Annotated in this window: 13 protein-coding genes; 10 read left to right on the top strand and 3 right to left on the bottom strand. The window is 33.1% G+C overall.

The features are described 5' to 3' along the window. Positions 1-258 precede the first annotated feature (258 nt). The 3 genes from IWX83_RS17485 to IWX83_RS14130 all read left to right on the top strand — a co-directional run bounded on the left by IWX83_RS17485 (position 259) and on the right by IWX83_RS14130 (position 4,932). Positions 259-2,409: a sensor histidine kinase gene (locus tag IWX83_RS17485; RefSeq protein WP_370568432.1), complete on the top strand. Its 2,151-nt coding sequence runs from the start codon at positions 259-261 to the stop codon at positions 2,407-2,409. Positions 2,410-2,664: 255 nt separating this feature from the next. Continuing rightward, positions 2,665-3,102: a hypothetical protein gene (locus IWX83_RS14135; protein WP_073355516.1), complete on the top strand. Its 438-nt coding sequence runs from the start codon at positions 2,665-2,667 to the stop codon at positions 3,100-3,102. A gap of 207 nt (positions 3,103-3,309) precedes the next feature. After that, positions 3,310-4,932, top strand: a complete 1,623-nt coding sequence (locus IWX83_RS14130; RefSeq protein WP_196830566.1) for an amidase — start codon at positions 3,310-3,312, stop codon at positions 4,930-4,932. A gap of 202 nt (positions 4,933-5,134) precedes the next feature. Here the strand turns inward: IWX83_RS14130 and msrB are convergent, their stop codons facing one another. Continuing rightward, positions 5,135-5,524, bottom strand: a complete 390-nt coding sequence (gene msrB, locus IWX83_RS14125) for a peptide-methionine (R)-S-oxide reductase MsrB (RefSeq protein WP_073355519.1) — start codon at positions 5,522-5,524, stop codon at positions 5,135-5,137. An 87-nt stretch (positions 5,525-5,611) separates the two neighbouring features. Next, positions 5,612-6,478: an alpha/beta fold hydrolase gene (locus IWX83_RS14120; RefSeq protein ID WP_196830564.1), complete on the bottom strand. Its 867-nt coding sequence runs from the start codon at positions 6,476-6,478 to the stop codon at positions 5,612-5,614. Positions 6,479-6,667: 189 nt separating this feature from the next. On the opposite strand from IWX83_RS14120, the gene IWX83_RS14115 reads away from it, so the two are divergent. The 7 genes from IWX83_RS14115 (at position 6,668) to IWX83_RS14085 (ending at position 16,833) form a co-directional block, all read left to right on the top strand. Beyond that, positions 6,668-8,089 (top strand): glycogen synthase, encoded by a 1,422-nt coding sequence (locus IWX83_RS14115; protein WP_196830562.1) that lies wholly within the window; start codon positions 6,668-6,670, stop codon positions 8,087-8,089. After that, positions 8,086-9,366, top strand: a complete 1,281-nt coding sequence (locus IWX83_RS14110) for a glucose-1-phosphate adenylyltransferase (protein WP_196830560.1) — start codon at positions 8,086-8,088, stop codon at positions 9,364-9,366. Before IWX83_RS14115 ends, IWX83_RS14110 begins: the two co-directional genes overlap by 4 nt. A gap of 66 nt (positions 9,367-9,432) precedes the next feature. Next, a complete protein-coding gene (gene glgB, locus IWX83_RS14105; protein ID WP_196830559.1) occupies positions 9,433-11,340 on the top strand; it encodes a 1,4-alpha-glucan branching protein GlgB in 1,908 nt (635 codons plus the stop codon). Positions 11,341-11,514: 174 nt separating this feature from the next. Continuing rightward, positions 11,515-11,739: a GxxExxY protein gene (locus tag IWX83_RS17480; protein WP_370568431.1), complete on the top strand. Its 225-nt coding sequence runs from the start codon at positions 11,515-11,517 to the stop codon at positions 11,737-11,739. A gap of 228 nt (positions 11,740-11,967) precedes the next feature. Further along, complete coding sequence (locus IWX83_RS14095; RefSeq protein ID WP_196830555.1) at positions 11,968-14,367, top strand: glycoside hydrolase family 31 protein; 2,400 nt, start codon at positions 11,968-11,970, stop codon at positions 14,365-14,367. Between the two features lie 88 nt (positions 14,368-14,455). Further along, positions 14,456-15,271, top strand: coding sequence for a M48 family metallopeptidase (locus IWX83_RS14090; protein WP_196830553.1), 816 nt, complete (start codon positions 14,456-14,458; stop codon positions 15,269-15,271). 233 nt (positions 15,272-15,504) lie between these two features. Continuing rightward, on the top strand, positions 15,505-16,833 hold the full coding sequence (locus IWX83_RS14085; RefSeq protein WP_196830551.1) for an MFS transporter: 1,329 nt from the start codon (positions 15,505-15,507) through the stop codon (positions 16,831-16,833). Positions 16,834-16,865: 32 nt separating this feature from the next. Here IWX83_RS14085 and IWX83_RS14080 read toward each other — a convergent pair whose 3' ends face one another. Further along, positions 16,866-17,600: a head GIN domain-containing protein gene (locus IWX83_RS14080; RefSeq protein WP_196830543.1), complete on the bottom strand. Its 735-nt coding sequence runs from the start codon at positions 17,598-17,600 to the stop codon at positions 16,866-16,868. Between the last annotated feature and the right edge of the window lie 256 nt (positions 17,601-17,856).

Genomic DNA, 17,856 nt, shown 5'->3' with positions numbered 1-17,856 from the left:
TGACTTATTTTCTCAATAAAGAACAATAATTATAACAAATACAGTACTTAACAAAGAGTTTTTAAGTTTTATTCAAAACTTTCGGATAGCAGTGATATTTTATGTATTAAAAATAGGAAATTTACCTCTTCTAAATTTGGAAAGTCAACCGTATGGCAGTTTGCTAGAGATAAAAGAAATTCCATTTTTGCGGCAGCCTGGGGAGTTTATAATCCCAATGGAGGACTCTATCGCATTGAAGATGATAAAATGATTGATGTGTCGAACCAGTACGGAATTGATTCAAAAGTTTTACTCAATGTTGTTTATGACAAAACAAAGGACATCTTATATGTCGGTTCTAATGATAAAGGTATCTATGAAGTTCGATTGGATAAAATAATTGATTATTCTCCATTTGATGGAAGTTCAGTTATCGATTTTGAAAATTTTGATAAAAGGAAATTTCTTTTACACAATAGGGGGGTAACAATTTTAGATTCTAACAAGGAAATTTTAAAAACAATTTCACTTTCAGAGTTTAAAAACGTTGAACAAGCCTATTTAAACAAAGGAAATAATATTATAAACAAACAAGGAGTTGAATCGAGAGATTTTGAACTGAATTTTAATATTAAAGCAGACGGAATTGTATTTTATGAAATGGTTAAACATATAAATTCATTCTGGATTGGCAGCAATATTGGAATATTTGAGATTAATTCTTTAGGAAAAATCATCAATTACGTCCCTAAACATAGTCTAAAATTTGGATTTTCTTCAAATGATAAATTTATTGAGACGATTACTTATGCAGGTGTTCGAGTATATGATGATATTTATAAACTTAAAAGTAAACATTATTCAAAATTTGAAAAAAATACGCCACAATATATTGTACAAATATTGAGTAATAAGGACAAAACGTATCTTCTGTCCGTTTTTAATGGTTTGTATGTTTATCACAAAAATCAATTTCAGTCCTATTTAGCTGATGAAATTTGGAAAGAAAAAAAGTTCAAACACATTACCATTAATGACAAAGTTCAACTTATTTTAGCCGCTGAATTTGGAAATGTTTTTATAGTGGAGGACAGTAAAACTTTTAAAGTTTTAAAAAAGATTAATAAAAACAAACTCGTTGGTAAAACTATTCTTTTCCTGGAAGCTTACAAAGATTGTATTTTAATAGGAACTGAAAAAGGAATGAACATATACCAGAATGGTGTCTTCCGATTGATTGATCAAGCGCTAGGATTAAAAGATTGTAATTTTACCACTTCTCAAATTTTTAAAAATCAATTATGGTTAGGGACTGAAAAAGGCTTTTACACCGTGGATTTAGATAAACTTTTAAAGGAGCAAATTACCGTATTAGGTATAGCTATTAGTAAGATAGCGGTCAATAACATTCCTATTGATAAATTTAATTACAAATGGTTCAAGTATACTTCTAATAAATTAGTTCGGGATTATCAACAAAACTCTTTTTCTATTGATTTTATTCCAAAGGGGTATCCTTTTCCAGAGAAATTGAAATTCCGTTATCGTTTGAAGTCTAATAACCGATGGAGTCCATACAGCGACAAAGCCAACTTATTTTTTCCTTATTTGCCTTATGGCGATTATCTAGTAGAAGTAGAAGTTTTTGATTCGAATGCTGGAAAATCTACTATTTTTAAATTACTGGATATTTGCGTGGAACCTCCCTTTTGGTTTACTTGGTGGTTCATTTCTTTAATTATTTTATTTATTACTAGTCTGGTATTTTATATCATTAACAGAAAAAGAAATATTGCTAAAGATAAAGCTTATAAAGAAAAACAAGTAGTTGAAGCTAAATTTGAAGCACTATCTAACAAGATGAATCCGCATTTCATTTATAATGCTTTAAATTCTATTCAAGCGTATGTTGGTTCAAATGACGAGAGGAATTCCTCTTTATACATAAGTGAATTTGCAGGATTGATGCGAAAAACTTTAAAAAACTCACCAAAACAAACCATCACAATTAAGGACGAAGTTGAATATTTAAAAAGTTATATTTTTATAGAAAATATGCGATTTAAAGGTCGTAATAGTAGAGAATTTTATATTGATCCGTTGATTGATGCGGCAACCTTAGAAGTTTATCCAACGTTGCTTCAACCTTTTGTAGAAAATGTTTTTGTTCATGCTTTTGATGAATCACACCCATTTCCAAAATTGAAAATTTCTTTTGAAATACTTGAAAGTAAAATTTTAGAATGTAAAATAATTGATAATGGAAAAGGATTAAATACTCGTAAACAATCAAAATTTCATGTTTCAAGAGGAATTGCATTGGCTCGAGAGCGAATCCTTTTATTACAGCCAGCTAATGTTGATCCCATCAAAATTGAAATGACTGAAAATGACGGAACAACCGTTACCATCAGATTATTGTTTTAGTAGTTTAAATATAAATTTTGAAAGCTCTTATCCTGTGGTAAGAGCTTTTTTTATTGATGTACTTAATCGATAGTTTTTAAAGATTATTTTTTAAAAATAATTAGCTCCTTTACGGAATTCCGTAAGGAATCTTTTGCTATTATTTATAGGTTTGGCTAATCAATAAAAACAGTAAAAAATAAGATACATACTATTTTGATATTTGACTTCAACTTTGTCAATTTATGAATAGTAGCCATTCTAAATTTAAAATCTATGTTAGACCAAAATCGACCGTATTGCAGAGTAGAAATTGACCGAGTTTTTAATCGAGTAAAAGCAGCGATGCATGTTACAGCTTTAGTAAGTGGAAAGTCCAAGGGACTGACGCAGGCACATTATTATGATGCTTACACTGGAAAGGAACTTATAGGCGGGGATACTTACGAATACGAGCACATTCGATCATCAGAAGAAATTCACACGAGATATAAATCTATCTTAACTGATGAACAAATTGCCTTAGTGGTCAACTGTGTTGAAAATGTGGCCGTTACTCTTACCTCAATTAAGGAGGCTAAAGGAAAGAAAAAAATGGAAGATTGGTTGCGTAACAATGACAATATTGTTACTTACGGTATAGACTTGAAATTAGCCTTAACAAAATTAAAAAAAGCGGATGATGGCATTGAACGGATTGTAAAATGGTTTTAAAGGTTTACTTTTTCGATGATTTATTAGTAAGATTTATACAAATACGTGTTTCAACTTACCTGTTACTTTACAGTATACTTCTAGATAAATCCTCTTTGTTTATTATTTTTTAGCGACTTGATAATAATTTAGAACTGTAGTAGAGAAATCCATTTATATAAAGTACTTTAGTGGGAAGCTATTTTACCAAAACAAACTATATTATTTATGAAAAGAAGATCTTTTTTAACCACTGCAACTTTAGCGTCTGCAGGTCTTACCACACTTTTAATTACAGGTTGCACATCAAGCAGTAAAAAAGACCAAGAGGTGGCACCCGCTAACGTAATTGATACAAACTTTGAACTGGAAGAAGAAACTATTGCTAGTTTGGGAGAGAAATTAGCTTCTGGAAAATACACTTCGGAGCAATTAGTACAATTGTATTTAAAACGTATTGAAGCTGTTGATAAAAATGGTGCTCAATTGAATTCAGTTATCGAAATTAATCCTGATGCCATTGCCATTGCTGTTGCAATGGATAAGGAGAGCAAAGCAGGCAAAAGCAGAGGTCCTTTACATGGCATTCCAGTTTTAATAAAAGACAATATAGACACCGCTGATAAAATGCAAACTACAGCAGGATCTCTTGCAATGGTTGGTAATATTGCGTCAAAAGATGCTTTTGTAGTTAGAAAACTCAGAGAGGCAGGAGCTATTATTATCGGAAAAACAAATTTGAGCGAGTGGGCTAATTTTCGTTCTACGCAATCCAGTTCGGGATGGAGTAGTAGGGGTGGCCAAACTAAAAATCCTTATATTTTAGATCATAATCCCTGCGGTTCTAGCGCGGGTTCAGGTGCTGCAGTGTCAGCTAATCTTTGCGTGGTAGCGATAGGGACAGAAACGGATGGCTCTATTGTTTGTCCCGCTTCGGTTAATGGAATTGTTGGTATTAAGCCAACTGTTGGTTTAGTAAGTCGATTTGGAATTATCCCAATTTCAAAAACACAAGATACCGCAGGCCCAATGGCTAGGACAGTAACTGATGCAGCTATTTTACTGGGAGCCATTGCAGCCATTGACCAGGATGATGCTATAACTCTTGAAAGTAATGGAAAAAATCATAAGGATTACACAACATTTTTAGATGTAAATGCTTTAAAAGGGAAGCGTATTGGTGTAGAGAAAAAACCACAGGGTAATAATAAATATATAAATGCACTTTTAGATAATGCTATCAGCGTGCTAAAACAGCAAGGTGCAATCATAGTTGAAATTGATTATATAGATAAAATTAATGCTTTTGGAGAAGCTGAATTTGAAGTTTTGCAGTATGAATTTAAAGATGGATTGAATAGCTATTTGGCTCAAGCCAATACAAAAGTTAAAAATTTAAAAGAGGTTATTGATTTTAATAACAAGAATGAAGATAAAGCAATGCCTTACTTTAAACAAGAGACATTGGTGAGTTCAAATGCGAAAAAGGGATTGGAAGATAAAAAATATTTGGAGGCACTCAATCAAAGTTTTGAGGGAAGTAAACGTATTTTGGATGCTGTCTTTAAAGCAAATAAGTTGGATGCTATAACCGGAATTACAATGGGACCAGCTTGCAGTATTGATGTGATTTACGGGGACCGTTGGGGTGGATATTCCTTAACTTCTCCGGCAGCAATTAGTGGCTTTCCACATATAACCGTTCCTTGTGGTCAAGCTTATGACTTACCTGTTGGATTGTCTTTTTTTGGAACTCCTTACAAGGAAGGCGAATTAATCGGGTTGGGTTACGCCTACGAACAAGCATCAAAAAAACGCTTTAAACCAGCCCTTAAAGCTTCTTTTCTATAATTAATTCTTATTTAAAAAGATATAAAAGAGCAAAAAGCGAATTACTTTTTGCTCTTTTTATTTTTATTCATCTGAACAATTTTTGTATTAAACAAGTTTCAAATGGTTTACAGTTTTACTTCTGTTTTTAAATTTGACATTTAAACCAAGTTTAGAGTTAAGTGCTGCGTCACTATAAAAATAGAAAAATTAATTCTGACTTTTATTCTTTAAAGTCCAGTGATAAAGAGTTAACGCAATAGCGCTGACCCGTTTTCGTAGGGCCATCATCAAAAACATGTCCGAGATGACTTCCGCAATTAGCGCATAGGATTTCAGTGCGTTTCATTCCGTGTGTCACATCCGAAATGTACTGTACTTTTCCGGGTATGGATTCATCAAAAGAAGGCCAACCACAATGTGCATCAAACTTAGAATTACTTTCAAATAATGGCTCGCCACAGGCGCCACAGGAGTAGGTACCTTTTTCATAATTCAAATTATATGTTCCGGTGTGTGGATATTCCGTTCCTTTTTGACGAAGGATTCTATATCGTTCTTCACCTAATTGTTCTTTCCATTCCTGCTCGGTTTTTTCTATAGGATATTTCATGATGTATGAATTTTTTTTAAATTATTATTTTATGATGTACTATAAAGTTGTTTAAAATTAAACCGCATCTAGCTCCATGCAATTTAGTTATTTGTTTTTGATGAATTGAACTATTCTTTCTATTACTTTAGGATTACCAAGAATTTTTCGGTGTCCTAATCCGTCCGTTAAAAGCAACTCTCCATTTCTAAGATGTTCATAAATATGTTTTCCTGCTTTTACAGGAACTTCTGGATCATCATTGTCATGGATTACCAGCACCGGAATACTGGTTTCTTTTGCTGCTAGAAAAGCAGAATAATCATTCATTTTTTCTCTATATTTTTTTTCGAAATGCATTCGTAAATGGGTGCTTACTTTTGCTTTCAATTGTAATTTCGCTATAAAATCATCTATAATATCTTCTACAATATCACCGCTGCCAATTACTACGGCATGTTGCACTGTTAATCCTTGTTTTATGGCATTCAAAACAGACATTCCCCCCAAAGAATGACCAATTGCTACCTCAAAGGGCCCAAATTGCTTTTCAATTTCTAAAATTGTTGCAATAAAATCGACCATAATAGTAGTTTTTCCAGGGGATTTTCCATGTGCTGGTGCATCAAAACTTATGGTGGAATAACCATTATTTAAAAGTTCATCGGCTATTTTGAACAACTGAGTTCCACGTCCAGACCAGCCGTGGACAAGCAAAATCTTCTTTTCACTTTTGCCATATTCGTACACAACTACTTCTTTATTAATTGCAGGAATAGAAATCAGTTTTTGGATGCTTGTGCGATCCATTTCCAATTCTCTTTTTGGAATTTTGTGTTTTATAGGCGTAGTAAACAATTTAGCGGCAAATAAAGTAATCAGTTTTGGCGAGATAAAAGAGATTAATTTACTGGTTAATAAAATAATCTTAGGAATTTTCAACGATTGTGTATGAATAGAACTTTTTTTTGTCATTATGATAAATTTTCAAGCGGGTTACTATTTTATATTTTTTTCACTAAATTTAGAAAAACATAAATGTAGTATTTTTTAAAAGGTTTTAGTTGGTATTAACATAAAAACAGATTTAGTACTTCTAGGAAATACTAAAAAATAAAGTCATTGAAGCTTCTTTCTAACAATAAATAAAGCAAAATTTCATACATGGAAATATTTCATATTAGTGCAGAGTGTTACCCTGTTGCAAAAGTTGGCGGTTTAGCTGATGTAGTTGGCGCATTACCAAAATATCAAAATAATGCAGGCAATGCAGTACGAGTAGTGATGCCTTGTTATGATACCAAATTCAAAATAGAAAATCATTTTGAATGTGTTCATTGGGGACATGTAAAATTGGGAAGTTTTAATTTTCCGTTTAATATTCTCAAAGAAAAAACAAATGCATTAGGATTTGAATTGTATCTGGTTGAAATTCCAGAATTATTTAACAGGAAAGAGGTTTACGGTTATCAAGACGATATCGAACGTTTCTTGTCTTTTCAAATTGCCACTTTAGACTGGATTATAGGAAGAGAAGATGTTCCGGATGTCATTAATTGTCATGATCATCATACCGGTTTGATTCCTTTTATGATGTTGTATTGTAATAAGTACGAAAAACTACACAATATACCATCAATGATTACGATTCATAATGGCTTGTATCAAGGACAGTTTGGTTTTGATAAATTATACTATTTGCCTGAATTTGATTTGGCGCATGTGAATGTTTTAGAATGGGATAATTGTATTAATTCATTAGCTGTAGCTATAAAGTGTGCTTGGGCTGTGACTACGGTTTCGCCTAGTTATCTGAATGAAATCAATTATTCAGCTAACGGTTTAGAATCCTTACTCAATTTAGTTCGTTACAAATCCAAAGGGATTTTAAATGGAATCGATATTGAGGTGTGGGATCCCGACACTGATCGTATGCTTGAAAAAAACTATTCTATTAAAAATTTTGAAAAAGGGAAACAAGAAAATAAAGAAAAATTATGTAGCCTTTTTAATTTAGATCCAACAAAGCCTCTTTTTAGTTTTATTGGAAGATTACTAGAAGAAAAAGGAGGTGATTTATTACCACATGCTGCGGCGTTAGCATTATCTGAGAATTTCCAACAAATTAATATCTTGATATTGGGGTCCGGCAACACAACTATTGAAAAACAATTGAATAGTCTATTACAAGATTATAAAGGTAATTACAATACATTTATTGGTTACAATGAAGAATTAGCACACTTGATTTATGCCGGTTCTGATTTTTTATTAATGCCTTCCAGAGTAGAACCATGTGGTTTGAACCAAATGTATTCACTTAGGTATGGCACTATTCCAATTGTTAGAAGAACAGGAGGTTTGAAAGATACGGTAGTAGATTTTGGTGATAATGGAATTGGTATTTGCCATGATCAGGCAAGTGTGGGAGATATATGTTATTCGATTCAAAGGGCTATACATTTATATGAAGACAAACAACATTTGAATAAAATTAGAAAAATAGGAATGAATACGGACCATTCTTGGGAACGTGTTTGCCAAGAATATATAGAAATGTACAAACTAATAATTAACAAGAAATGAAAGCTAAAAAGAAAAATGTAATTGCAATTATTTTAGGTGGAGGACAAGGTTCCAGATTATATCCGTTGACTGAATCAAGGTCTAAACCGGCTGTGCCAATAGGAGGGAAATACAGATTAGTCGATATTCCGATTTCAAATTGTATGAATTCAGATATCTACCGAATGTTTGTTTTGACACAATTCAACTCTGCTTCACTGAATGCGCACATAAAAAACACCTATAATTTTAGTATTTTTAGCCATGCCTTTGTTGATATTCTTGCAGCAGAACAAACTCCTGATAATCCAACGTGGTTTCAGGGTACAGCTGATGCTGTGAGACAATGCATGCCCCATTTTTTAAACCATGATTTTGATTATGCTTTGATTCTTTCTGGAGATCAATTGTATCAAATGGATTTTAATGACATGGTTGAAGAGCACATCAAACGAGAAGCAGATATTACCATTGCTACTTTACCAGTTAATGCTAAAGATGCACCTGAATTTGGAATACTAAAAACAAATTCCGAAAGTTGTATCGAATCCTTTATCGAAAAACCAGCTAAAGAATTGTTGCCTGATTGGGAGTCTGATGTAAGTGAACAAATGAAGAGTGAAGGAAAACATTACCTAGCTTCAATGGGTATCTACATCTTCAACAAAAAATTGTTAGTGGATATTATGTCCAATAAAGATACCAAAGATTTTGGTAAAGAAATTATTCCTCAGGCTGTTGGACATAAAAAAATATTAAGTTATCAATACGAAGGATATTGGACTGATATTGGTAACATTGATTCCTTTTTTGAAGCGAATATTGGACTTACAGAAGACTTACCAAAATTTAATTTATTTGATAACGAAAATAAAATTTTTACTAGACCTAGATTGCTTCCACCATCAAAATTCCAAAAAACAATGATTGATAAATCATTAATTTCGGAAGGTTGTATTTTGAATGCAAAAGAAATCAATCGTTCCGTGATTGGTATTCGGTCCAGAATTGGCGAGGGAAGCATCATTCAAAATTGTTATATCATGGGGAATGATTTTTATCAGAATATTGATGATATGAATGAAGATCTAAGAACAGGGAGACAACTTGTGGGAATTGGAGAAAGATGTTTTATAAGCAATGCTCTAGTGGATAAAAATTGCAGAATTGGGAATGATGTATACATAAGTGGAGGGAATCATTTAGAAGATTTCTCGAATGAGTTGTATGCCATAAAGGACGGAATTGTTGTCATTAAAAAAGGAGCAATTATACCGGATAATTACATCATAAAATAAATTTTTAAACTGTTTTTCTTAAAAATAATATTCTATTTCTAAAAAGTAGAATTATACAATTGTTATATGAGTAAAGTCATTACACATTCTCTTTTTACCGATTTTGATATCGATTTGTTTAAAGCTGGAAAACATTTCCGACTGTATGAAAAACTTGGTGCACATCTTATTTCACTTGATGGAGTAGATGGCGTTTATTTTGCAGTTTGGGCTCCTACGGCACATTCGGTATCAGTTGTTGGGGATTTCAATTTTTGGACACAAGGAGAACATCTGTTGCAAGTTCGTTGGGACTCTTCTGGAATTTGGGAAGGATTTATTCCATCTATTTCAAAGGGTACAACCTATAAATATAGTATACAATCTAATAATGGAGGAACGGTCACAGAGAAGGCAGATCCATTTGCTTTTTATTGTGAAAAGCCACCTCATACGGCATCAGTAGTTTGGGATTTAGAGTATAAATGGAAGGACACAGCCTGGATGGAAACGCGAAAAAACCACAATGGATTAGACAAACCTTATTCTGTTTATGAGGTTCATTTAGGTTCTTGGAAACGTCATGCAGAGGATAATCGCTTTTTGACGTACTTAGAATTTGCAGAAGATTTAGTTGATTACATAAAAGAAACGGGCTTTACTCACGTAGAGTTTATGCCCATTATGGAATATCCTTATGATCCGTCTTGGGGATATCAATTAGTGGGGTATTTTGCGCCAACTTCTCGTTTTGGAAACCCACAAGAATTTATGTTCTTGGTAGATAAATTGCATGAAGCAGGAATTGGAGTGATTCTGGATTGGGTTCCTTCTCATTTTCCAGATGATGCACATGGTCTAGGATTTTTTGATGGATCAAATCTTTTTGAACATCCAGATCGCAGAAAAGGTTATCATCCAGACTGGAAAAGTTTGGTTTTTAATTATGGGCGAAATGAAGTTCGCTCGTTCTTAATTAGCAATGCATTGTTTTGGTTACACCATTACCATGCGGATGGGTTGCGTGTTGATGCCGTTGCTTCCATGCTGTATTTAGATTATTCGAGAGAAGAAGGCGATTGGGAGCCTAATATTTATGGAGGTAGAGAGAATCTGGATACCATAAGTTTCTTGAAAGAATTTAATGAAGCCGTTTATTCTAATTTTGAAGGCGTTCAAACTATTGCTGAAGAAAGTACTTCTTTTCCTATGGTTTCTAGACCAACATCGGTTGGGGGATTAGGATTTGGTATGAAATGGATGATGGGTTGGATGCATGATACTTTAGAATATTTTCAAAAAGACACAGTTTACAGAAAATACCATCAAAATGACTTGACTTTCTCGATGACCTACACATTTTCTGAAAATTTCATGTTGCCACTTTCACATGACGAAGTAGTGTATGGAAAAAAATCAATTGCAGGAAGAATGCCTGGAGACGAATGGCAAAAATTTGCAAATCTAAGATTATTATACGGCTATATGTTTATGCATCCCGGAACAAAATTATTGTTTATGGGTTGCGAATTTGGGCAAAGCAGCGAATGGAATTTTGAAGGAAGTCTGGATTGGCACTTATTGCAATACCCGCATCATGAGGGAGTAAAAAAATTAATTACAGATTTGAATAAACTCTATAAAACGCTACCTGCATTACACGAAAAGCAGTTCAGTCCTGAAGGTTTTGAATGGATCAATTATTCAGATCATCAAAATGCGGTTATGACTTTCATTCGTAAAGGAAATGAACCAAAAGACAATGTGATTGTAGTGTGCAATTTTACTCAAGTGGTGCGTCCTAATTACCGAATTGGTTTACCCAAGAAAGGAAAACTAACAGAAATTTTCAACAGTGATGCTGCAAATTATGGAGGTAGCGGAGTTTCTAATTCTAAAAAAATAATAATTGAAGCGATGCCTTATGACGGAAGAGATTACTCTGCTGAGCTGCTTTTAGCTCCTTTGAGTGTTACTGTATTTAAAATTTCATAAAACGAAGAGGTTTACAGATAAATAGAAGTTTATTTTTTTAACAAAGACGTCTAGAGATAATGAGGCATATTGAAGTTCACTAGAATCTTGGTCTTGGTGTAAACGAAAGCATTTATCATAAATGTTTGACCCACGAATTAAATGGAGAACTATTAATTTTCTCCTGAAGCTGTATTGGATTTTAATACTAAAAATTTAAATTTAATAGCTGTTTTGAGAGGCAATTTGTTTGTGGAAGGTTGTATTATGCTTGAATTAAAAGCCGTTCAAGAGATTATTTCCTATTTCAAAGCGAAACTAATTAGTCAAATGAAAATCGCAAAAGCGCCAAAAGGAATTCTCGGAAACGTTAATCCAAAAAACTATAATGTCGGAAATGAAATTTGTATTTTTAAATGAATATTATAACCAATTACGGGAAGTAAAACGGGAAATAGGAATCCGAATTCCAACCCTTTATACCGTTTAAATTGTTTTTTAATAAACATAAAAATTGCTCTTTATCTCTGAATTACTTAGTTAAATAGCTACAACGTTTTCGTTAATAAACATCAGATATACATAGGCTTACGAAGTAATTTTGTATTTTTGAAAATCTAATTTTGAATAAAAATAATACCATAGAAAATGATTACAAATACAGAATTAGAATACAAAGGAGATTTATATCCTACTAAGATAATTGCTTTTGAACATGAAGTCGATTCAATATGTTTTCATACTGATAATAGTGTTATATTGAAAGTAACGGTATTAAGAGATAGTTTAATCCGATTTAGATTTACCACAAAGGGGTATTTCAGCAACGATTTTTCGTATGCAGTTGATAAAGGTCATTCTCATGGCTATAATTTTTTGGAAGTAGCTGAAACAGAAGATTATTATCAAATAAAAACTAGTAAAGTACAATGCCGAATTCAAAAAATAGATATGAGACTTTCTATTTATGATTTGGATGAAAACATTATTTTAGAAGATGAATTGGGTTTTCATTGGGAGGAAAGTTATGAATACGGTGGAAACATCGTAAAAATGAGTAAATCTTCTAAAGATGGGGAATGTTTTTATGGACTTGGCGATAAAGCGACCCAGCTAAACTTGAAAGGAAAAAGACTGGAGAATTTTGCTACAGATCAATATGCATTTCAAAAGGACCAAGAGCCATTATACAAAGTTGTTCCCTTTTATATCGGCTTACAAAATAAGAAATCCTACGGTATTTTCTTTGATAATACGTTCCGAACCTATTTTGACTTTTGTCATGAAAGAAGAAACGTTACCAGTTTTTGGGCTGAAGGAGGCGAAATGAATTATTATTTCATTTATGGTCCTGAGATGCAAGATGTGGTTACAACCTATACACATTTGACTGGTAAACCGGAATTACCACCGCTATGGGCACTTGGCTACCACCAATGCAAATGGAGTTATTATCCAGAAAGTAATTTAAAGGAAGTTGCAGCAAAATTTAGGGAATTAAAAATACCATGTGATGCGCTTTATTTAGATATTGACTACATGGAAGGGTTTCGATGTTTTACTTGGAATAAAGAATATTTTCCTGATCCGAAACGAATGGTAGCTGAATTAGCTGAAGATGGTTTCAAAACGGTGGTGATTATTGATCCCGGAATAAAAATTGACAAAGAATACTCTATTTATAAAGAAGCTTTAGAAAAAGACTTTTTCTGTAAACGGGCCGATGGTCCATACATGAAAGGAAAAGTTTGGCCAGGAGAATGTAACTTTCCAGATTATACCAATCCAGCAGTAAGAGAATGGTGGGCAGGTTTATTCAAAGAATTAATTTCAGAGATTGGGGTAAAAGGAGTGTGGAATGACATGAATGAACCTGCAGTTATGGAGGTGCCAAATAAAACATTCCCTATGGATGTGCGCCACGATTACGATGGAAATCCGTGTAGTCATAGAAAAGCACATAATATTTATGGTACGCAAATGGCCAGAGCGACTTATCACGGGGTGAAACGATTTGCCTATCCTAAAAGACCTTTTGTAATTACACGATCCGCTTATGCGGGTGCGCAACGCTACACGTCTTCATGGACAGGTGATAATGTGGCCACTTGGGAACATTTATGGATAGCAAATATTCAAGTGCAACGTATGTCAATTTCAGGAATGGGTTTCACAGGATCTGATATTGGAGGATTTGCAGAACAACCTTCTGGAGAATTATATGCGCGCTGGATTCAATTGGGTGTATTTCATCCTTTTTGTAGAACACACTCTTCTGGCGATCACGGGGACCAGGAGCCATGGGCATTCGACGATGAAGTAATTAATATTACTAGAAAATTCGTAAATTTACGATATCAATTATTGCCTTATTTATATACCATGTTCTGGCAATACATTGAAGAAGGAATTCCAATGCTGAAACCCTTGGTGTATTATGATCAAGATGATATTCAAACACATTATAGAAATGATGAATTTGTTTTTGGAAATCAAATATTAGTTTGTCCTATTTTAGAACCCAATTCTGTAGGAAGAAGAATGTATATCCCAAGAGGCTCGTGGTATAATTATTGGACAAATGAGGAAGTTAAAGGTGGAAAAGAAATATGGGTAGACACGAAGTTTGACCAAATCCCACTTTTTGTGAAAGCAGGTGCTATAATTCCTAAATATCCTGTACAACAATACGTAGGGGAACTTGATTTTGATGAATTGACATTGGATATTTATTACAAAGCAGGTAGAGAAAAGTCAGTAGTTTATGAAGACGCCCAAGATGGCTACGATTACAAAAAAGGAAGGTATAGTTTTTTGTCTTTTCAAACAACAGGTAAAGAAAAAGAACTAATTATTCAGTTACATAAAGAAGGGAAATATGATACTAATTATTCTAAGTACAAAATAAATCTTATTGGACTGCCATTTAAAGTAAATACTATTGAAATTGATAATGTTGAAGTTTCTTTTGATAGAAATACTTTAGAAAGAGAAGGCTATATGATTGTTGATAAGGAGTTTACGTCGTTGCATATTACTGGGGAATAACAATAAATTTGAAACTTTTATATTTAATTATGTAAATTTAAAAGTTTATAAAACGTGTATTTTTGTATAATACTTAAAATATAAAATTATGAAAAAGCATTTATTTATAGGGATTCTTGCAGCAGGTATGATTTATTCTTGTGCAACTAATCCTCTTACAGGAAAAAAAAGTCTAAATTTTGTTTCTAATAGTGAGTTGTTTCCAACATCTTTTCAACAATACGGTACTTTTTTAAAGGAAAACAAAGTGATAACTGGAACCGCAGATGCTAGAAAAGTAGAAGCGGTAGGGCTGAGAATTAAAGCTGCTGCTGAGAAATATTTGACCTATTTAGGTCAATCACAATACTTGAAAGATTACCGATGGGAATATAAACTTATTGATAATAAAGAAGTGAATGCTTGGTGTATGCCAGGAGGGAAAATTGTGGTTTACTCAGGAATCTTACCTATTACAAAAGATGATGCTGGTTTAGCAACTGTAATGGGACATGAAGTTTCTCATGCCTTAGCAAATCATGGGGCGCAACGTATGAGTGCTTCTCAATTGCAACAATTAGGCGCTGTAGGAGTCGCAGTAGCAACTGGAGGTAAAAGTGAACAAACCCAACAAATATGGGGCCAAGCTTATGGATTGGGTTCTCAGTTTGGTGTAATGCTCCCTTTTAGTAGAAATCACGAGACTGAAGCAGATAAAATTGGACTTACTTTAATGGCAATTGCAGGGTATAATCCAGACGAATCAATTACTTTTTGGTCTAGAATGGCTGCACAATCTTCTGGACAAGCACCGCCAGAATTTATGAGTACACACCCTTCTGATGCGACTAGAATTGCTAATTTAAAAGCTTTAATTCCAGAAGCAAGAGCTTTAGCAGCTAAAGTTGGAGTATTAAGAAGATAATATTTTTAAATTATAATTTTTAGTTACTAAAAATCTAGATAGGCTATTCTCGAATGAGAGTAGCCTATTTTTTTTCAGTAACATTTTGAAAAAAAAACCAACATCGTTTATACGTGAGCTCAAAGTGGTTTAACATCGGGTACTATATGGAAGCAATTGGTTACTATCAAAAAAATATTTTTTTAGATTTTTTAAATATAAATTAAATAAATTCGCATCATAAAAAATGTAATATGACAGATTTACCAAAAGGAAGTAAAAAATTATTGAATGCATGGGCTTTTTATGATTGGGCAAATTCCGTTTATACACTCACAATTGCGTCAGCAGTTTTTCCAATTTTTTATGAAGCTCTGTTTTCAGAGGAGAATCATTATATTACAATTTTTGGTTTTAGTTTAAAAAATTCAGCTTTAATTAGTTTTGTTACTGCGACAGCATTTTTGGTAGTGGCTTTTATCTCTCCGTTATTATCTGGAATTGCAGATTACGTAGGGAATAAAAAAGCATTTATGAAATTCTTTTGCTATTTAGGAGCACTTTCCTGCATGGGATTGTACTGGTTTAATCTAGAACATATCTACGTTGGTTTAGTGTTTTATTTTTTTGGATTGATTGGTTATTGGGGCAGTTTAGTTTTTTATAATTCTTATTTGCCAGATATTGCTTTTGTAGAGCAGCAAGATAAAATTAGTGCCAAAGGCTATTCGTTGGGATATATTGGAAGTGTTATTTTGCTAATTATCAATTTAGCGATGATAATGAAACCAAAAATTTTTGGAATTACAGGTTCAGATGGAGAGGCTGCAATGAAAGCGATGCGCTATTCCTTTGTAATGGTGGGAGTGTGGTGGATTGTATTTAGTCAATACTCGTATTATTTTTTACCAAAAGGAAATAAAAATAGTGACCTTAAAGTAACGCATCATGTCGTTTTCAATGGCTTTAAAGAGTTATACAAAGTATGGCTTTTATTGAATGTGAATATCCCATTAAAGCGCTACTTAGGAAGTTTTTTTGTTTCAAGTATGGCGGTACAAACTTTAATGTTAGTAGCTACCTATTTTGGAGCTCAGGAAATAAATTGGTCTTCTAAAGAGGAAGGGACCGTCGGCCTAATTATTTGTATTTTATTGATCCAATTAGTAGCTGTTTTAGGAGCTGTTTTAACGTCACGAGCTTCAGCAAAATATGGAAATATTCCTACTTTGATTGGTATAAATTGTTTTTGGGTTTTACTTTGCGCTGGCGCCTATTTTATAACCAAGCCGTTAGAATTCTATATCATGGCAGGTTTTGTAGGGCTCGTAATGGGAGGCATTCAATCATTATCCCGTTCTACTTATTCAAAATTATTACCTAAAACAGACGATACCGCTTCTTTTTTTAGTTTTTATGACGTTGCTGAAAAAATAGGAATTGTAATAGGAATGCTTGTTTATGGAATAATTGACCAAATAACGGGAAGTCCTCGTTTAGCAATTGTATTTTTGGCATTATTTTTCGTTCTAGCTGTAATTTTATTAAATAGAGTTCCAAAAAAAGGTGTTTTAAATCCATAAAACACCTGATTAATAAAATAATTAAAGCAGAATTAGGACTTTGAAATAGCTCCTGAACCACTAACCTTAGTATCTTTTTTCGTTGGATCACCAGCATATTCAATAGCACCTGAACCTAAAACTCTAGCATAGATACTTAGTGAACAGAAAACAGAGGTGTCTCCCGATCCGGAAACAGTTGCATTGACGTTTTTAGCTTTCAAATTGCTGGCGTCTATGTCACCGGAACCATTTAGATTACTAGTTAAATTTTCTGTTACTCCAGTTAGCTTTAGGTCTCCAGAACCGCTTAAATTAGTCTCAATATCTTTTGATTCTACTTCTAATTTCATGTCACCTGACCCAACTAATTTAACCGAAAATGAATTTGATTGGATGCGGTTTTTAGAGGTAATATCTCCAGAACCGGTTAAAGAAATCATATTAATACTTTCCACAGGTACAATAATAACTATTTGCTTCCCCTTGCTGGTGCTGACGTATGTGTTTTTTTGGGTATAAATTTTTAATTGCTGATCTATAACTTCAACTTTAATTAAAGGCAATAAATTTTCTTCTCCTTTTACCGTTATACCTCCTTCTTTTCCTGATACTAACTCTACATCAAAAAAACCTGTAACTACAATGGCATCATAAGAGGCGGTTGTTCTCGTTTGAGTACTTACTTTTCCATTGCCTTTAAATTTTTCGCTAGACGACCATTGTGCATGAGTCACAGCCGTTATTAATAGGGCACAAGTGACAACTAATTGAATTGAATTTTTCATAATTATGTTGGTTAATTGGTTAATTGGTTTTTTTTGCTAATGTTGCAGTACCATAATCTCAGAGTATGGCTATATCACTTACTCCTCTCTCTTTATCATAACCGCTCTATTTCTTTGAGTTTAAAAATTCTTCATAGGAGTCGTTCTAAATCATTGTAATGATTAAAGTTAGCATATTTTAAAACAATATTAAAATCAAAAGCAAAATTTAATTTGTTTTACTTTCAAATCGTTGAAAGTAAAACTATCTGAGCCA

Origin of the sequence: Flavobacterium sp. CG_9.1 (genome assembly GCF_015751645.1) — a bacterium.
Classification (GTDB): domain Bacteria; phylum Bacteroidota; class Bacteroidia; order Flavobacteriales; family Flavobacteriaceae; genus Flavobacterium; species Flavobacterium xanthum.
The sequence above is the reverse complement of the archived record's forward strand: the minus strand, read 5'-3'. Positions and strand labels throughout refer to the sequence as shown.